Here is a 16,199-nt window from a genome sequence, read left to right as displayed (position 1 = left end):
CATGAGTGCACTGTTATTGGCGGCCCTGATGCTCGTGAGTATCGGCACACGGGCCCAGCTGGTTATTGAAATCACCCAGGGTAGGGACAACCCCACTGCGATTGCCGTGGCGCCCTTTGCCTGGCAGGGTACTGGCCCTGTGCCGGAGGATGTCGCCCAGGTGATCGACGATGACCTGGCCCGCAGTGGCCAGTTTGATCCGGTAGCCCGGGGCGATATGCTGGGCCGGCCGAGCAGCCAACAGGAGGTGTTTTACCGCGACTGGCAGGCGATTAACGCGGAATATCTGCTGATCGGGCGAGTCAACGTCACCGATGAGGTGCAGATGCGGATTGAATACGAGCTGTTTGACGTGGCCCGGCAAACGCGTGTTCTGAACGGCTACGAAGAGGGTCATGTGAATGAGGCGCGGATGCTGTCCCACCGGGTCGCTGACGAAGTGTACCAGCAGCTCACCGGTACTCGTGGTGCCTTTGCCACTCGCCTGCTCTATGTCTCCGTTACCCGGGTGCCCAACGGTAAAGACTACTTTCGCCTTACCCTGGCCGACTCGGATGGGGCCCGGCCCATTGTACTGCTGGAGTCGCGCGAACCGATCCTCGCGCCCTCCTGGTCGCCCGACGGCAAGGAAATTGCCTACGTTTCCTTTGAAACCAGTCGCCCGGCCATATTTCGCCAGGACCTGGCCAGCGGTGCCCGGGAGCAGCTCACCAACTTCAGGGGCCTGAACAGCGCCCCGGCCTGGTCGCCCGACGGCAATACCATGGCGATGGTGCTGTCCAAGGACGGCAATCCGGATATCTATCTCATGGATCTTGGCACCCGGCGCCTGACCCGTATTACGCGGCACTATGCCATTGATACCGAGCCCACCTGGATGCCTGACGGCAACGCCCTACTGTTCACCTCCGATCGTGGTGGCCGCCCGCAGATATACCGCTACGATTTGCGCAGTGGCGCTACCACCCGGGTGACCTTTGAGGGCAGCTATAATGCGCGCCCTCGCATGGCTCAGGACGGCCGCAACCTGGTGCTGGTACACCGCAGTGGAGAGGGTTTCCATATTGCCCTGTACGACATGGAAACCAGCCGTTTACAGATATTGACAAATACAGAGCTTGATGAAAGCCCCAGTATCGCACCCAATGGGTCTATGGTATTGTATGCTACCAAATCCGGCGACCGGGGCATTCTTGCCGCAGTCTCCGTGGACGGTGGAGTGAAGTTCCGTTTACCGGCGCGCGAGGGCGATGTCCGTGAACCGGCATGGTCACCCTATATGAGCCGCTGAACACGGTTTTGAAACCACTGATACCAACAATTAAATTGGAAGGATGAAAGCACAATGAAACAACTCCCTGTTGCTGGCAAGACACTCACCCTGCTCTTCGCAGCAGCATTTCTCGTGGCTTGTTCAAGCAAGGATACCAAGGAAGCCGATGCGGCTGCCGTCGCTGCCGCCGAAGCCGAGGCGCGCTCCATGGCCGAACGCTCTGCCGCTACTGCCGCTGCCAACGCCGCGAATGCCGAACAGCAGCGCCTGCAGGATGCAGTCGCCGCTGCCGGTAATGTATTCTACTTTGAATACGACAGCTCTACCCTGACGCCCCAGGCCCAGGACGCTCTCGATGCGCATATCGCGCTGCTGAACAACAACGATCGCAGTGTGCGCCTGGAAGGGCACACCGACGAGCGCGGCACCCGTGAGTACAACATGGCTCTGGGCGAGCGTCGTGCCAACGCTGTTCGCGACTACATGGGCGTTAGTGGTATTGCCAGCTACCGTATTGAAACGGTCAGCTACGGTGAAGAACAGCCTGTCGCATACGGTTCCGGCGAGGCCAACTGGTCGCAAAACCGTCGCGTTGAACTGAAGTAAGTACCCGGTAGACTATGCGTTATATCAGTAAAGCGCTGATTGCAAACGGGCTGGCCCTCGCGGTCGGTCCGTTCTGTATTGCGGTTCAGGCGCAGGATTACATCGACGTGGAAGCCGAAAGGGCAGCCGCTGCCGAAACACAGCCAGCCGGGCGCGCTGATCCTTATGGTGCAAAGCCGGCTCAGTCTTATCCGACCACCAGTTATGGTATCGGTGCTGCAGCGGGCACTCAGTCCCAGAGCGCTGCCAATAATAACCCCCAGGCCAATATGGCTGTTGCAGATAGAGGCGGCAATGCGGGCCAGTTACTGCTTCAGGTGCAGCAATTACAGCAGGAAGTGATGCGCCTGAATGGCCTCGTTGAAGAGCAGGGCCACGAGATACGCATGCTCAAGGAGAAGAGCCTCGAGCGTTACCTGGACCTGGACCGGCGTATCAGTCTGTTATCTGGTGGTGAGGCAGGAGCGGGTTTGCCGGTTATGCCCCCCGCGGGATCTGCGGCAGTCGAACCCGTGGCATCGGCAAATGTTGGCAACAATGCCCCTGTTGAACAGCCCGGTGAAGCACAGGCCTATCAGGCAGCTTACTCGCTGGTAAAGGCGCAGCAGTTTGACGGCGCCGTGCAAGCCTTTCAGCAATTTCTGCGCGATTACCCCGCAGGCCGTTTCACGCCCAACGCCCATTACTGGCTTGGTGAACTGTATTTGGTGACCACCCCGGCAGACATGGAGGCATCGCGACAGTCCTTCATGTTGCTGCTTGATCTCTACCCCAATGACTCCAAGGTGCCCGACGCTTTATTCAAGCTTGGCCGTATTCATTACGACAAAGGCAACCGCGAACGCGCGAGAGAGTTTTTTGATCGGGTAATACAGGATTTTGGTACGTCCCGTAGTGCGGCAGTAAAGCTGGCACAGGACTTTATCAGAGAGAATTACTGACCTCCCTGGCCGGTAATCGCAGCGCATGACAACTTTGCTTTCTCCCCTGTCGCAATCGGTATCCACCAGTGCGGCGCTAACGCTGCGTATTACCGAGATCTTTTACTCTCTCCAGGGCGAGGCCCGCACGGTGGGCCTGCCCACGGTGTTTGTGCGCCTGACCGGCTGCCCCTTGCGCTGCGTGTACTGTGATACCGCCTACGCATTCAGTGGTGGTGAAATGCAAAGCCTGGAGCAGATTGTCACCGCCGTAGCGGCCTACCAGCCTCGCTACGTGACCGTTACCGGTGGCGAACCTCTGGCCCAGAAAAATTGCCTGCCCTTGCTGGTGGCGCTGTGTGACGCGGGCTACGAGGTGTCACTGGAAACCTCCGGCGCATTGCCGGTGGCCGGCGTCGATCCCCGCGTATGCAAGGTGCTGGACCTGAAAACGCCGGCGTCTGCCGAGTGTCATCGCAATGACTACGGCAATATCGCCCTGCTCACCCGCAACGACCAGGTCAAGTTTGTGATCTGTGACCGCGAGGATTACGAGTGGGCGCGCTTCAAACTCGACGAATACCAGTTGCCCGGCAGGGTTTCGGACGTGCTGTTTTCCCCCAGCCACGGCCAGCTCCATGGCCGCGACCTGGCGCAGTGGATTCTCGACGACCGGCTGCCGGTGCGCCTGCAGCTGCAACTGCACAAACTGTTATGGGACGATGCACCTGGACACTGAACACAACAACGCCGGCAAACGTGCGGTTATCCTGGTCTCCGGAGGCCTGGATTCAACCACGGTGCTGGCCATGGCTCGCGCCCGGGGCTATCGCTGCTACGCACTGAGCTTTGACTACGGCCAGCGCCACCGCGCCGAACTCTTTGCCGCTGAGCGCGTCTGCGCCGCACTGGGTGACGTTGAGCACAAGGTAGTCAAGCTGAACCTGGACAGCATCGGCGGCTCCGCCCTGACCGATACCGCAATTGCCGTGCCGGAGGAGGAAACCGCCGGTATCCCGGTAACCTACGTGCCCGCCCGTAACACCGTATTCCTGTCCATCGCCCTGGGTTGGGCGGAAGTGCTGGCTGCGGACGATATTTTCATCGGCGTCAATGCCGTGGATTACTCAGGCTACCCGGACTGTCGTCCCGAGTATGTGGCCGCTTTCCAGACCATGGCCAATCTGGCCACCCGGGCTGGCGTGGAGGGGCAGACGCTGACGATCCACACCCCGCTGATGCATATGGGCAAAGGTGATATCATCCGTGCCGGCCTGGCATTGGGGGTGGACTATGCGCTTACCGTATCCTGTTACCAGGCTACCGACGACGGCCTGGCCTGCGGCAAATGCGATGCCTGCCGCCTGCGCCGGGAGGGGTTCCGTGAAGCCGGGGTCCCGGACACGACTCGCTATCTGTCGTAGAGGATTAATGATCACTTCTGCAGTAAAAAGCACTTGAGTTTTGCCGCCAGATCCGTAGTATACGCACGTTCTTTCAGGGCCGTTAGCTCAGTTGGTAGAGCAGTTGGCTTTTAACCAATTGGTCGCTGGTTCGAATCCAGCACGGCCCACCATACAAGCAAAAAATGCCACCCCAAAAGGGTGGCATTTTTTGTTTGTGGGGCTGCGCTCGTCTGGAGAGAGCCCACTGGTGGTCGTCACCGGCCTCATGCCACTTCATTGACCCTGCCATGCCCGCCTTAGTAGCATGCAGCGCAGGCCCTCCGACGGATGGTCCACGATAACAACAATTTGCGGTCCATCCGGACCGGTGAGGGGGGCATCATGACTGAGCATCTGAAGCAACCGGGCTTTAGGGAGCGGCTGGCCCAGCTTGGCTACCTTTTGAAGCACACATTCACACTGATCGGTCGCGATCCCGGCATCATCCGGCCATGGATTCGAATGACAGTCTACGGGCTGATCATGATCAACGTTTTCTTCCTGGGCATCCTGGCGATTACACTGGAATTTGGCGGAACAGGCACTCTCCTGCTGCTGGCGGCTGTATCGATGTTCTTCTACAAGCATTTCTATTACACACGGCAGGAGATGCGACAGAGCTGGCTGGTCAGTGAAACCCTACAGGGAAGGCAGCGAGGTGCCGGGGAGGCGGGCACACGGGTTGCCGAGCTCAAGTCGATTGTGCGGAGCATCGGGTGGATGGACATACTGGTGGCCTGGGCGATCAACATGGCGCAACGCAGTGCGAAAGCCGGTGCGTTGGTGCGGCTGTTCATGAAGGGTATCGAGGAAGTATGGGATCTGCTGAACCATTACCTGTTGCCTTCCGCGGCCGTGGATGGCTATGGTGTACGGGAAGGCGTTTCCCGGATGAAAATACTGCAGGACAATGTCCCCGAAACACTGGTCGGTGTGTTCGGAATCGATATAGCATCCCGTGCAGTGGGCGCAATCATGGGCCCGGTGTATTTCATTCTGATCCTGCTGGCCCTGGGTCTTGGCTTGTGGGTGGGCGAATCCGCTCCGGCCTTTTACGCGGGAGACATCAGGTCCATGTTGAATGGCGTGGAGGCGGAATTTCTGCCTGCGACGATGCACTTTTCCTGGCTACCATTGCTTCTCGCAATCTGGATCGGGAAGATGGGCAGCATGGTGCTGGAGAGAATGACCACATCAGTCAAAGTGATCTATTTCTCCATTTTCTATATGCGGATCACCCATCCCGACGACATCATTCCCGAGATACGCGGGGATCTGGATGGCTACCTGAAGATGGAGGACCCGGCCCCTTCTCCCGTCACGCCAGCGGGTGACGCAGTGCCGGAATGACCGGGAGTCGCAGTTCAATCAGTGCCATGCCCCACGAACGTAGCAAGGGAACCGACGCGTGGCAACGGAGTCTCAACAGGCATGACAGATCCGCTCAAGCAACAGCGGCGCATGGGGCTGGGCATGCAGGTAATTACCTGGGTATTGATCCTGGGCATGCTGAGCTGGTATTTCACCGGCCTCATCGATCGCCAGCACAACCCGAACCAGCAGGTGACGACCATGCTCGTCGAAGATGGCGTGCGCGAGGTGGTCCTGACGCGTAACCGCCAGGGGCACTACGTCACCAGCGGGGCGATCAACGGCCACCCGGTCGTATTCCTCCTGGACACAGGTGCCACGGGCGTGGCGATTCCCATGCACGTCGCCGAGCAACTGGCGCTGCCCCGGGGCCGCGCCTTTGTCACCCGCACGGCCAATGGCGACAGCACCAGCTACGCGAGCCGCCTGGACAGCGTCAGCGTCGGCGACATCAAACTCCATGATGTGGAGGCCGGGGTGGCCACAGGACTGCGCACTCGGGAGGTGCTGCTTGGCATGTCCTTCCTGCGCCACATCGAGTTCACCCAGCGCGGCGATACGCTAACCCTGCGTCAGTACCCGCCAGGGTGAAGCGGTCAGGGCGCCCGGCGCAGCCCTGCTGGCCCGATTACACGCCCCTGACGAACCCTCCGCTTGAGAGCTATACTCTTCGCTGGTCCGCTCCCACGTAATAATTTCGGTTTCGGAGGCAATACAGCCCGATGAATTTACCTTTTAAAACCCCAGCCATTAGCGGCATGCTCAGCGTTGTATGGTTGTTCCTGTCTGTTGCGCTCAACGCACAGGAATATGACAAGCAAGAACGCGTCGATTGCAACCAGTTACGCCAGTACATCTTCAGTTGGCAATTTATTGATCAGTGTGGGATGCAGGTCCGCGGCGGCAGTAGTCGCGGCGCGGATGTGACCTTAGCGGAGGAGCCACATCCCGATTGGCTGGCGTTGCAGGAACCGGGGATTAAGGATTTCCAACTCGATCGTCGGGCCATATTGGCCATGGCTGGCCCCTATCGCACCACTTTCGATTTTCTGGAGATTGTCGGCTATCGCCCCGACTTCAAGCCGGCGGCTCCCTATCAATCCTGGGGCACCGAATATGTCTATGTGATTGCGGACACAGGTGATTTCATCAGCTTACAGCACATCATGGTGATGATGTACAAAGAGGAAGATGGCACGGTCTCCGAGCCGCTGGTGATGAAGCACTGGCGGCAGGATTGGCAATATGAAAAACGCGACATCCTTGTCTATGCCGGGAACAGTGAACGCGAACACCAAAAGTATTCAGCCGGGAAGTCTCGCGGTACCTGGGCACAAGCAGTTTATCAGGTGGACGATTCTCCGCGTTACGAAGCCATCGGTCGGTGGCGGCACTTGCCCAATTTTTCAACCTGGGAGAGTGAGGAAACCTGGCGACCATTGCCACGCCGTGAGTCCAGCGTTCGCGACGATTACGACGTATTAATCGGCACCAACAGTCATACCATTACTCCCGCCGGCTGGGTACACGAGCAGGAAAACTACAAGACACGGCTGAATGCGCAGGGCCAGCCGGAAGGTGACGCGCCGTATCTGGCAAAAGAAATCGGCGTGAACCGATATGAGCGCATCAAGGATTTCGATTTTGCTGCCGGTGATCGTTACTGGCAGCGCACGGCCTCTTTTTGGGCGGATGTTCGCGAATCATGGCGAGAAATCATTGATAGCAACAAGCGCTTCACCCTGAAAAAATCGGTCGATGGGGTGCCGCTGTTTTCGCCACTCTTTGCCTATGCACAAGAAGTTTACGATACCGATGATTACGAGGCGGCGGAGGGAAAAGCCTTTATCGAAAACACGTTGCGCGCCTACGTTGAAGAATAACCGGGATCGGGTTTTCGCCTGGCCGCTATCCCCGGGAAGTGATCAGCGCGTGCCGAGGTCCAGCTGACCCTCGCGGCTCACGCGCAGGGTTCCGCCAAATCCCTTGCGTGACAGTTTTGCGTTGAGCCGGTAGGGCAAGCTTTCCTCCGCCGGGTTCGATATCAGGTCGCGAATCAGCGCGAGTGAGCCGAACATGCCCGCGGCCACTTCAAGCTCGGCCACGCTCTCACTGTACGCATTAACCTTCAGCCCCTTGTTACTGACGCCGGACAGCACTTTCGAGTCGCGGATGAATACGTCGTAGGCCATACCCTGGATTTCCAGGGGAATCGGGTTGGGGTTGACTATGCGCAGTCGCACCAGGAATCGTGCCTCCATACCCTGGCTCGGCATGGGTTCGAGGCCAAGGAGTTCGATCCCGGGCTTGTCGAAGTCCATGCCCCCGATGCTGGCGCAGCCTGTGGCAAGCATAAAAGCCAGCGCGAGCAGAAACCCCGCCAGTCGTGTTGAAGTCGGAGCGCCACTGGATTGTTTCCGGATATTCATGAGCCACACTATTGAGTTGAAAGCCGCTTAACAATATCTTTTATCAGGAGGGCTTTTGCAATAGTGTCACACACCCGGCACGTCATTTCGGCCAGCTATCGCATCGGGCCGTTGTTTTCACGCCATAAGCAGGAAGGGCCAAACGATGAAGTTTTACTCGCGCAAATGGGTCAAGCCGGAAAACCTCAACCCCCACGGCAGCCTGTTTGGTGGCCAGCTGCTTAGCTGGATAGATGAGGAGGCAGTGATCTTCGCCATGTGCCAGCTCGGTGACAATCGCCAGCTGGTGACCAAGTTCATGTCCGAGATCAACTTCGTCAGCTCGGCGCGCCAGGGGGATATCATCGAGATGGGTGTTGAAGTGAGCGCCTGCGGCCGCTCTTCGGTGACCTTGCGCGCAGAGGTGCGTAACAAGATCACCAGGGAGACCATCATTTCCATCGATCGCATCGTGTTTGTCAATCTGGACGCGGAAGGGCGGCCTGCACCTCACGGGTATCTCTGGCCGGGGGAAGATATCAGTTAGGTTCTGGTCCGGCACTGTCGACGGGATGTGTGGGTCTGTGGGGCCGGGTGTGATTTTCGACACGACCCCCGGATTGCCCAGCTCGCATGCTAAATCATCACGACCGGCTCTCAGTCCGTGTCCTCAAGCGCAGGCGTCGGCCGTACCAGGATCTCGTTGACGTCCACGTTCGGTGGCTGCAGTAGCGCCCAGGTCACTGCCCGGGCGACATCATCCGGTTCCAGTGCATTGTCCGGGGGCGTATCGAAGAAGCCCGTATTAACCATGCCCGGCTCTATCAGCGTTACCCGGATGCCGCTACCGCGCAGCTCCTCCCGCACGCCGTAGCCGATTGCGGAGACCGCCCACTTGGTAGCGCTGTACATGGAGCCGGGGATTGTCGTGCGACCGGCGGCGGAGCCGGTCAGTAGCAGGTGGCCGCGGCTCTCACGTAATGCCGGCAGGCAGCACTGCAGGGTTAGTCCGACGCCATAGATATTGGTCAGGATCATGTCGCGCCAAGCTTCGGTATCGGCACCGCTGAAGCCTCCGGCGGAGCCGCCGCGACCCGCGTTGGCGAACACGGCGTCGATCCGGCCGAAGGCCGCGAGACCGTCATCGACCATGGCCTGCTGGTCTTCCAGGCGCTGTACATCGCACTGCGCGATACAGGCGCGCTTGCTGCCACCCAGCTCATCCTGCAGCTGCCTGAGCTTGTCCGCGGAGCGTGCCGCGAGAATCACCCGATATCCTGCGTGCGCAGCTGCCTTCGCGGTCGCGGCTCCGATGCCGGACGACGCACCCGTGACCAACAAAACCGGATCTGCCATGGCCTGTGCTCCCTCGTCAGAATGTTTTCATGCAGTATAGACGGTGTAAACGGCCGGCGACGGACTAGACTGTGACGGAACATGAGGGAAGAGAGTTGTCGATATCTGCAAGCATGGTTAGACTCGAGGTTAGCCTTTGTTAACCGGCGACTGCCTGCCTTGCGGGAATACGATGCGGTTGATTGAGAATTTTGCGACAAGACGCCGGTGGGAGACTGAGATGGCAAACGCTTCAGGACAATTAAAGCGGTGGCTATTGGGGGGATTTCTGGTGCTCGGTATTGGCAGTACTCAGGCAAGCTCGCCGCTCACGGCAGGCCAGCCATTGCCGCCCCTGTTAATCGACAACCAGGGCGAACTCCTGCTTGAGGACGGTCGTCGCCACTTCCAGTCCTGGCATTCGGACAGCGGACTCGGGCAGCCGCAGGTTATCCAGTATATGGCCGCGCGCATCTCCACCAGCAAGCTTAACGAGCCCCTGACCGACGCCCTCAAGGGCGCCGAATTTCCGCCGGGTACGCTGCGGGTTACCACGATCCTCAATCTGGCGGACGCCGTCTGGGGTACGCGCGGCTTCGTGCTGGGTGAACTGGAAAGTAACAAGAAGATGCACCCGGAAGCCATCCTGGTTGCGGATGAATCCGGTGCCGGGCTGGAGCAATGGCAATTGGCGGCAAAGAACTCCGCCATTGCCGTGGTCTCCCCGGACGGGGTCATCGCACTGGTCCACGAAGGCGCGTTGGACAGCGCCGGGATCAGCCAGGTGCTGGCCATGATCCAGGGCTGGATCGAGCCGCAGTAGTTGCCAGCACTGTTTTTCCTGAAAGCGGCAGTCAGCGCGATTGCGTATCCGACGTACCCGAGGGACTGGCGTACTGATCATTCAGCGACTGCACAAACTCGTCGGCCTCCGCCAGTACCTTTTCCAGCTTGCGCCGCTGCAGCGGCCCCCAGCCGCGCGGCGATGCGCTGGCCAGGGAGCTCCACCAGCCCTGGACATTCCAGCCAAAAGCCCGCTCCACTGCCTTGCGATCCCGGGCCGGCTCCTCTTCGCTGCGCTGCAAGCGCCGTAACACGCTGCGCCCCGCCAGTTCCCGTAATTTGCTGTGCAATAACAGAATCAGTACCGCGGCGATCGCCACCACCGCAATCTGGTATTCCATCTCCAGGCGGGCAAAGGGTGTCAGGTAGAAACCCTCCCAATGGCCTCCCTGCCAGCTCCACCACGCCAGCAGCCCCGCCAGCAACGCGAATACCGAACCGCTGAGCCACAGGGTACGGCGGCGCCAGCTGCGGCGCGCCTCGGACAGCCGCGGTACCAGTACATCGCGGATATGCTTGGCGGTTTTTTCCAGCACGCCCACCACCCGGTAGGCTCGTTCCACCTCGACCTGGCGGATGCGCGCTTCGATATCGTCGAGGTCTTCGTCGCGCTTGCGCTCAAGGCGCTCCTTTACCTGCGGGTCCTCTACCTGGAGCGTTACATCGCGCGCATAGATGCGATAGAAGCGGCCGGCGGTCAGGCCTTGCTGGGCCAGGGCCCGTTGCCAGGCCGCGACCACTTCCTCGGGATTGTCCTCCCTCGCGGTGTTGTCGATCTGGTTCAGGATGTAGAGGAACTTGGTGGAATCCGCGCGCTGCACGGTATTGCCCACCAGGTGCTTGAGGGTGTCGGGCATTGCCCCGGGCTCGGGATGACGGGCGTCGAAAAAGACCAGAACCAGATCTGACAGGTCGATGATATGGTCGGTAATCATCAGCGTTGAATTACGCTGCATATCGGCATCAAAGCCCGGTGAGTCAATGAAGATCTTGCCGCGCAACGACTCCGCCGGCACCGTCTTCAGCTGCAGGTAGGAGTCCACCCGGCGGCCCTCGCCCGCAGCCACGTCCTCAATATCACGGCTGATCTGGTAGAACGGGAACCGCGGGTCGCTGTCCAGTGCCAGCCCCGGCAGCGAAGTGGAGGCAGAGCCGCTGCCAAAGCAGATGACGGTAAACTTGTCGTCCACCGCCTGGTTGCCGGTGCGTTGCAAGTCCTGCCCTACATACTGGTTCATGAAGGTGGATTTGCCGGCGGAAAAGGTTCCCAGTATCGAGATGACCGGCCACCAGGACACCTGCGTCGCATAGGAGTCATCGGGATCCATCAAACCGAGTTTGCGGGCGACCCGGTCCAGCTTCTGGAAACTCTGGACACAGCCCGCGAGGATCGGGTTTTCCTGCTTGAGGTGTTGCTCCAGGCGCTTGATTCGCTCCTGTGTCACGCTTTTTGCCATGCCAGCTCTCCGCAGTGAATACGCCTTCACTATAGAGACCTTCCCTTCCATGTGCCAACATGCATAAAACACCTTGCAATGCGTTGCTCGACCAATTGCGCGGGAATTGACCCCTGTCCCGCACCCGGTTGGCGCATGTGGTAGCGTAAGGTCTGGTGAATATTCTGGAATAATCGGAGGCTCATGTGTTGGAACGGCTGCAACGCCGCTTGGGACTGCAGACTATTCCCGGGGTTTTTTTCACCTCGGCCGGGATAGCCACGCTCTTTGTTGCCGTGGCGGTTCCCTTTGACGAGGCCGTTGCCCGGAATTTCGGGCTGCTGACCGGTTGGCTGGCCCGGAATCTTGGCTGGTTCTACATTCTCACGGTCAGTACCCTGCTGATCTTCCTGCTTGGCCTTGCGGTGAGCCGTTACGGCAATATTCGCCTGGGAGCAGACGACAGCCGCCCCGATTATTCGAACCTGACCTGGTTCACCATGCTGTTCGCCGCCGGCATTGGCACCATCCTGATGTTCTGGGGCGTGGCGGAGCCGGTATCCCATTTTGCCAATCCACCCTTTGCCGGCGTGCAACCTCGCTCGGAGCAGGCTGCCGGCGATGCCATGACGATCGCGCTCTATCACTTTGGCCTGCATACCTGGACCATCTTTGCCATGCCGGGACTGGCGATCGGCTATTTTGCCTACCGGCACAACTTGCCCATGCGTATCAGTAGCCTGTTTTATCCCATCCTTGGGGAGCGGGCGTTCGGGCCCTGGGGCTGGGCGGTGGATGTGGTTGCCGTATTGGGTACGCTATTTGGGGTGGCGACCTCCCTGGGGCTGGGGACTTTGCAGTTGAACAGCGGCCTCAATTACCTGTTCGGTATCCCGTCCACCGGCCCGGTCCAGGTTATTCTGATCGTGATCATCACCAGTATCGCAGCTACTTCGGTAGCCCTCGGGCTCGACCGGGGAGTACGCCGGCTGTCCCAGCTCAATATTGTGCTGGCCATGACCTTGCTGGCGTTCGTGCTAGCCGTGGGGCCAACCGTGTTTATTGCCGAGGGCATGGTGCAGAGTGTGGGAGATTATGTCGACGCCCTGCCGTGGCTGGCTTTCTGGACCGAGACCTTCACGGAGAGTGACTGGCAGCGACAGTGGACTCTGTTCTACTGGGCCTGGACCATTTCCTGGGCGCCCTATGTGGGTATTTTTATCGCCCGAATTTCCCGGGGAAGGACGATCCGCGAGTTTGTCGCCGGTGTGCTGTTTGCGCCCACGGCCTTCACCCTGGTGTGGTTCGGGATCTTCGGGTTATCCGCCATCCAGGTGGAGATGAGTGGCCAGGTCGCACTGGCCGAGCAGGTGCGGCAGGACCCTTCCGTCGCCATCTTTGCTTTCCTGGAAACCCTGCCGCTTGCAGGCGTGGCATCGGGCCTGAGTGTGGTCATCATCGTTATTTTCTTCACTACCTCATCCGACTCCGCGTCCCTGGTGATCGATATGCTGACCCGGCGGGACGATCAGCCCTCCCTGGTGCGCCAGCGCATCTTCTGGGCCGCGGCGCAGGGTGCTATTGCCGCCACCCTGTTGCTGGCCGGAGGGCTGGATGCCCTGCAGAATGTTATTACCGCGCTCGGTCTACCCTTCTGTATTTTGCTGATTTTCATGGCGGTGGCGCTGTTCAGGGCGCTGCGTGCTGATTATCGGGGTTACAGTATGAACGAACTGGTTCAGGGACGCGCCTTCCCGGAAGTGGAGGCTGCCTCCGAAATCACCCAGGAGAATGAGTATGTATCGGAAACTGTTGATCGCTATTGACCCGGAAGACGACGGCGAGGGCAAGCGTGCCCTGGAGGCCGCCATGGACCTGCTGGCCGAGGATGGGGAGCTTCATCTCGCCAGTGTCTACAGCCCGGGTGGTGGCGGGTTCTTCCCGCACGTTACGGAACAGGCGCCTGAGCAAAAAGAGGTCGAGGTCGGGGCAGTGCTGGATCTCCTGGTGCGCAAATACCTGCCCCTGAATCGCAGCGCAAACCTGCATGTACTCGCCGGGAACGCGGGTGAAAAACTGGTGGGCCTGGCGGGCCAGCTCTGTGCTGACCTGATGCTGCTGGTGTCCCGGGGCAGCAGTGGTCACTGGCCCTTGCGCCGGGCGACCGTGGAGTACGTCTCGGTTAATGCCCCCTGTCCGGTACTCGTGCTGCCGTCACTGGAGAAGTCGGAACAGGCAGACGGTTCAGCATAGCAGACAGCTGAAAAGTCAAAGAGTGGCCGGTCGTGCATCGGCGGCATGCTCATGGTAAATCAAGGTTTTCACATAATAGTAACCGGGAGTAAATGGTATGCAGGACCTTGATTTTACAGACAAGACCGTACTGGTTACCGGCGGCGGCGCCGGTATCGGCAAAGCGATTGCGGAGGCCTTCGCGGCCCGGGGCGCGGCGCTGGTGGTGGCGGAGATCGACCCGGAGCGGTGCCGGGAACTGGAAGCCGCGCTGTCGGAACAGGGGGTGGCCGCCCTGGTCTCCTGCACCGATATCTGTGACAGCACCGCGGTGAATACGCTAATGGAACAGGTCCGGCAACGGTTTGGAGGCCTGGATGTGCTGGTGAACAACGTCGGCGATTTTCTGGGCATTATCAAGCCTTTTGCCGCCTGCACCGATGAGGATCTCGACCGGCTCTACTCGGTCAACCTGAGGCATATCTTTACCGTTACCCGGGCAGCCATTCCCCTGCTACAGGCCCGCGGCAAGGGCGGCAGTATAATCAACATCTCCTCCATTGAAGCCTTCCGCGGCATTCCCCTGGTTACTACCTACTGCGCCTTCAAGCATGCGATTACCGGCTTTACCCGCAGCCTCGCTTTGGAGTTGGGGCCGGAGGGAATTCGCGTTAACGCCATCGCGCCGGAAACGACCGAGACCGCGCAAGTGCGCCCATCCGAGCTGATCGCGCCCGAACACCAGGCGCATACCCGGCGCTGGATACCGCTGGAGCGTTTCGGTACCCCCGAGGATGCGGCGGGTTGCGCATTGTTCCTCGCGTCCGGCCTGTCGGCCTGGGTGACGGGCACTACCATCAACCTCGACGGTGGCGCACTGGCGGCGGCGGGCTGGTACCGGGATCCTAACGATCTGTGGACCAACGTACCCGTGGTAACCGGCAATGGGTTCAACTTCTAGAAGGACGGCTCCTGCAGCCGGCGTTCATCCCGGGCAACAACGGTGAGGTCGCGCTGCAGATAGCGGGCCTCGCCATCCCGCAACGCGATGACATCCTGATAGCGGATGTACATGTCCAGACACAGCCCCTGGTCTTCCTGCTGGTAGAAATGTGAGGCGACACAGTATGTCTCGCCGCGGTAGAGGTTGCCCTGCCACTCGCCGCTGGTCTGCCCGAGCAGGTGAAAGGTGCTGTCAAACTGGCGCAGAAACTCGAGATTGGCAATGAATACGGTGCGGGATTCAGCCCGGAAGCCGGGCCCCTCCTGAGTAAATTCCGGCCACATGATAGTATCCATGGCGGCGAAATCGCGATTATCCACCAGCTGCGCATAACGCGCGGCCAGGGTTCCGGGCAGCAGGTCCTGGTTCATTGGCTTTCCCTGAAGTGGGCCACCAGTTCGGCAATAGTCCCCGCTACGCGTCCGGTGCCGTAGCCCAGTTCCTTCACGCCCTCGGGCTGGTAGCTGACGGTGGCGCCGCGGCCGGCAAACATGATGATATCCGGCAGCAGCGGGTGTTCCTCACTGCGGACCTCGAGGTCCTGGGGATTGCCCACGGCGTCGCACCACAGTTGAAAGTAGGCCTTCCAGCTCAGGTTCTGGTCCCCCACCAGATACGCCCGCCCACTTTCGCCATGTTCCAGCGCACCGAGTACGGCCTCGGACAGGGAAGGCGTGGTGATATGGTTGGTGCCCCCTTCCGGAGCAAACAGGGGCACGCCTTCCATCAGGCCCGCGGCGTAGAGGTAGTTGTAGTAAAGATGCTCGACCTCGAGGCCGGGCAAATGACCCAGTACAAAGGGGGCGTTCAGGCTGCAGACGGCAAAACTCTCGTCGCTCATGGCCCGGATGGAGTCATCGGCCAGCTTGCGTGATCGCACATAGGGGCTGACCTCGATCTTGTCCGGTGCCACCTGCGGATAGAAGGTGCCGATATAGGCCGCGCGCTTGATGCCCGCTGCCTTGGCGGCGGCGAAGAAGCGCGGAATGCCTTCGCTGTTATAACGCGTGTAGAACGCGTCCTCGGTCATCGAGCCGTCCTGGGGCAGCTGGCGAATGTCCACACCCGCGGCAAAGACCAGCCAGTCAAAGCCCTGGAGGCGGCCATCCGCGACATCATCGTCCACGTAGTGCGTGGGAATGAAGGGGAATCCGGCCAGCGCGGGTACCGATGGCGCGGAGCGCGCCATGAGAGTGACATCATGCCCCTTGTCCGCCAGAAATAATGCTGCGTGTCCGCCAATCAGGCCGGTGCCGCCCACAACCAGTACTTTCATGCGCTCTCTCCTTCATCAAGTCGTGCTGGATGCGCCAGCCATTTGGAGGCC

General features: G+C 59.9%; 18 protein-coding genes and 1 tRNA gene. 14 read left to right on the top strand and 5 right to left on the bottom strand.

The genetic code is table 11. The features are described from left to right. Window position 1: 1 nt before the first annotated feature. The 9 genes from tolB to CWI75_RS01420 all read left to right on the top strand — a co-directional run bounded on the left by tolB (window position 2) and on the right by CWI75_RS01420 (window position 7,498). Entirely contained in the window at window positions 2-1,291 is a 1,290-nt protein-coding gene (gene tolB, locus CWI75_RS01460) for a Tol-Pal system beta propeller repeat protein TolB (RefSeq protein ID WP_101520082.1), read from the top strand. Window positions 1,292-1,345: 54 nt separating this feature from the next. Then, on the top strand, window positions 1,346-1,879 hold the full coding sequence (pal, locus tag CWI75_RS01455) for a peptidoglycan-associated lipoprotein Pal (protein ID WP_101519682.1): 534 nt from the start codon (window positions 1,346-1,348) through the stop codon (window positions 1,877-1,879). 14 nt (window positions 1,880-1,893) lie between these two features. Further along, window positions 1,894-2,820, top strand: coding sequence for a tol-pal system protein YbgF (gene ybgF, locus CWI75_RS01450; protein ID WP_101519681.1), 927 nt, complete (start codon window positions 1,894-1,896; stop codon window positions 2,818-2,820). A gap of 25 nt (window positions 2,821-2,845) precedes the next feature. After that, the gene (queE, locus tag CWI75_RS01445) at window positions 2,846-3,538 is read left to right on the top strand and encodes a 7-carboxy-7-deazaguanine synthase QueE (protein WP_101519680.1); all 693 of its coding nucleotides are present in this window, start codon (window positions 2,846-2,848) and stop codon (window positions 3,536-3,538) included. Then, on the top strand, window positions 3,522-4,223 hold the full coding sequence (gene queC / locus CWI75_RS01440; RefSeq protein ID WP_101519679.1) for a 7-cyano-7-deazaguanine synthase QueC: 702 nt from the start codon (window positions 3,522-3,524) through the stop codon (window positions 4,221-4,223). The genes queE and queC overlap by 17 nt, the downstream gene beginning before the upstream one ends. Window positions 4,224-4,299: 76 nt before the next feature. Further along, a tRNA-Lys gene (locus CWI75_RS01435) sits at window positions 4,300-4,375 on the top strand. A 211-nt stretch (window positions 4,376-4,586) separates the two neighbouring features. Further along, window positions 4,587-5,594: a hypothetical protein gene (locus CWI75_RS01430; RefSeq protein WP_146003525.1), complete on the top strand. Its 1,008-nt coding sequence runs from the start codon at window positions 4,587-4,589 to the stop codon at window positions 5,592-5,594. Between the two features lie 21 nt (window positions 5,595-5,615). After that, entirely contained in the window at window positions 5,616-6,206 is a 591-nt protein-coding gene (locus tag CWI75_RS01425) for a retropepsin-like aspartic protease family protein (protein WP_241521034.1), read from the top strand. A gap of 131 nt (window positions 6,207-6,337) precedes the next feature. Further along, window positions 6,338-7,498 (top strand): DUF6607 family protein, encoded by a 1,161-nt coding sequence (locus CWI75_RS01420; RefSeq protein ID WP_101519676.1) that lies wholly within the window; start codon window positions 6,338-6,340, stop codon window positions 7,496-7,498. Between the two features lie 42 nt (window positions 7,499-7,540). Here CWI75_RS01420 and CWI75_RS01415 read toward each other — a convergent pair whose 3' ends face one another. Next, window positions 7,541-8,044 (bottom strand): LEA/WHy family protein, encoded by a 504-nt coding sequence (locus CWI75_RS01415; protein WP_175580180.1) that lies wholly within the window; start codon window positions 8,042-8,044, stop codon window positions 7,541-7,543. 145 nt (window positions 8,045-8,189) lie between these two features. Between CWI75_RS01415 and CWI75_RS01410 the strand changes: the two genes are divergently transcribed. Further along, window positions 8,190-8,570, top strand: a complete 381-nt coding sequence (locus tag CWI75_RS01410; protein WP_101519675.1) for an acyl-CoA thioesterase — start codon at window positions 8,190-8,192, stop codon at window positions 8,568-8,570. Between the two features lie 110 nt (window positions 8,571-8,680). Here the strand turns inward: CWI75_RS01410 and CWI75_RS01405 are convergent, their stop codons facing one another. Further along, the gene (locus CWI75_RS01405) at window positions 8,681-9,379 is read right to left on the bottom strand and encodes an SDR family oxidoreductase (RefSeq protein ID WP_101519674.1); all 699 of its coding nucleotides are present in this window, start codon (window positions 9,377-9,379) and stop codon (window positions 8,681-8,683) included. A gap of 220 nt (window positions 9,380-9,599) precedes the next feature. Here CWI75_RS01405 and CWI75_RS01400 point away from each other — a divergent pair, with 220 nt between their 5' ends. Beyond that, the gene (locus CWI75_RS01400; protein ID WP_162299962.1) at window positions 9,600-10,181 is read left to right on the top strand and encodes a YtfJ family protein; all 582 of its coding nucleotides are present in this window, start codon (window positions 9,600-9,602) and stop codon (window positions 10,179-10,181) included. A 31-nt stretch (window positions 10,182-10,212) separates the two neighbouring features. Here CWI75_RS01400 and CWI75_RS01395 read toward each other — a convergent pair whose 3' ends face one another. Further along, a complete protein-coding gene (locus CWI75_RS01395) occupies window positions 10,213-11,658 on the bottom strand; it encodes a dynamin family protein (protein ID WP_101519672.1) in 1,446 nt (481 codons plus the stop codon). 185 nt (window positions 11,659-11,843) lie between these two features. Here CWI75_RS01395 and CWI75_RS01390 point away from each other — a divergent pair, with 185 nt between their 5' ends. From CWI75_RS01390 to CWI75_RS01380, 3 genes are all read left to right on the top strand, one after another. Next, entirely contained in the window at window positions 11,844-13,463 is a 1,620-nt protein-coding gene (locus tag CWI75_RS01390; RefSeq protein ID WP_101519671.1) for a BCCT family transporter, read from the top strand. Then, complete coding sequence (locus CWI75_RS01385) at window positions 13,435-13,890, top strand: universal stress protein (RefSeq protein ID WP_101519670.1); 456 nt, start codon at window positions 13,435-13,437, stop codon at window positions 13,888-13,890. Before CWI75_RS01390 ends, CWI75_RS01385 begins: the two co-directional genes overlap by 29 nt. A gap of 97 nt (window positions 13,891-13,987) precedes the next feature. Further along, window positions 13,988-14,830, top strand: coding sequence for an SDR family NAD(P)-dependent oxidoreductase (locus tag CWI75_RS01380; RefSeq protein WP_101519669.1), 843 nt, complete (start codon window positions 13,988-13,990; stop codon window positions 14,828-14,830). Here the strand turns inward: CWI75_RS01380 and CWI75_RS01375 are convergent. Together CWI75_RS01375 and CWI75_RS01370 are read right to left on the bottom strand one after the other, a co-directional pair. After that, the gene (locus CWI75_RS01375) at window positions 14,827-15,243 is read right to left on the bottom strand and encodes a nuclear transport factor 2 family protein (RefSeq protein ID WP_101519668.1); all 417 of its coding nucleotides are present in this window, start codon (window positions 15,241-15,243) and stop codon (window positions 14,827-14,829) included. The genes CWI75_RS01380 and CWI75_RS01375 overlap by 4 nt on opposite strands. Next, window positions 15,240-16,148, bottom strand: coding sequence for an NAD-dependent epimerase/dehydratase family protein (locus tag CWI75_RS01370; RefSeq protein ID WP_101519667.1), 909 nt, complete (start codon window positions 16,146-16,148; stop codon window positions 15,240-15,242). The genes CWI75_RS01375 and CWI75_RS01370 overlap by 4 nt, the downstream gene beginning before the upstream one ends. Window positions 16,149-16,199: the final 51 nt, after the last annotated feature.

The sequence above is a fragment of the Kineobactrum sediminis genome (assembly GCF_002868715.1).
GTDB classification, from domain to species: domain Bacteria; phylum Pseudomonadota; class Gammaproteobacteria; order Pseudomonadales; family Halieaceae; genus Kineobactrum; species Kineobactrum sediminis.
This window is presented reverse-complemented; position numbering and strand designations above follow the sequence as displayed.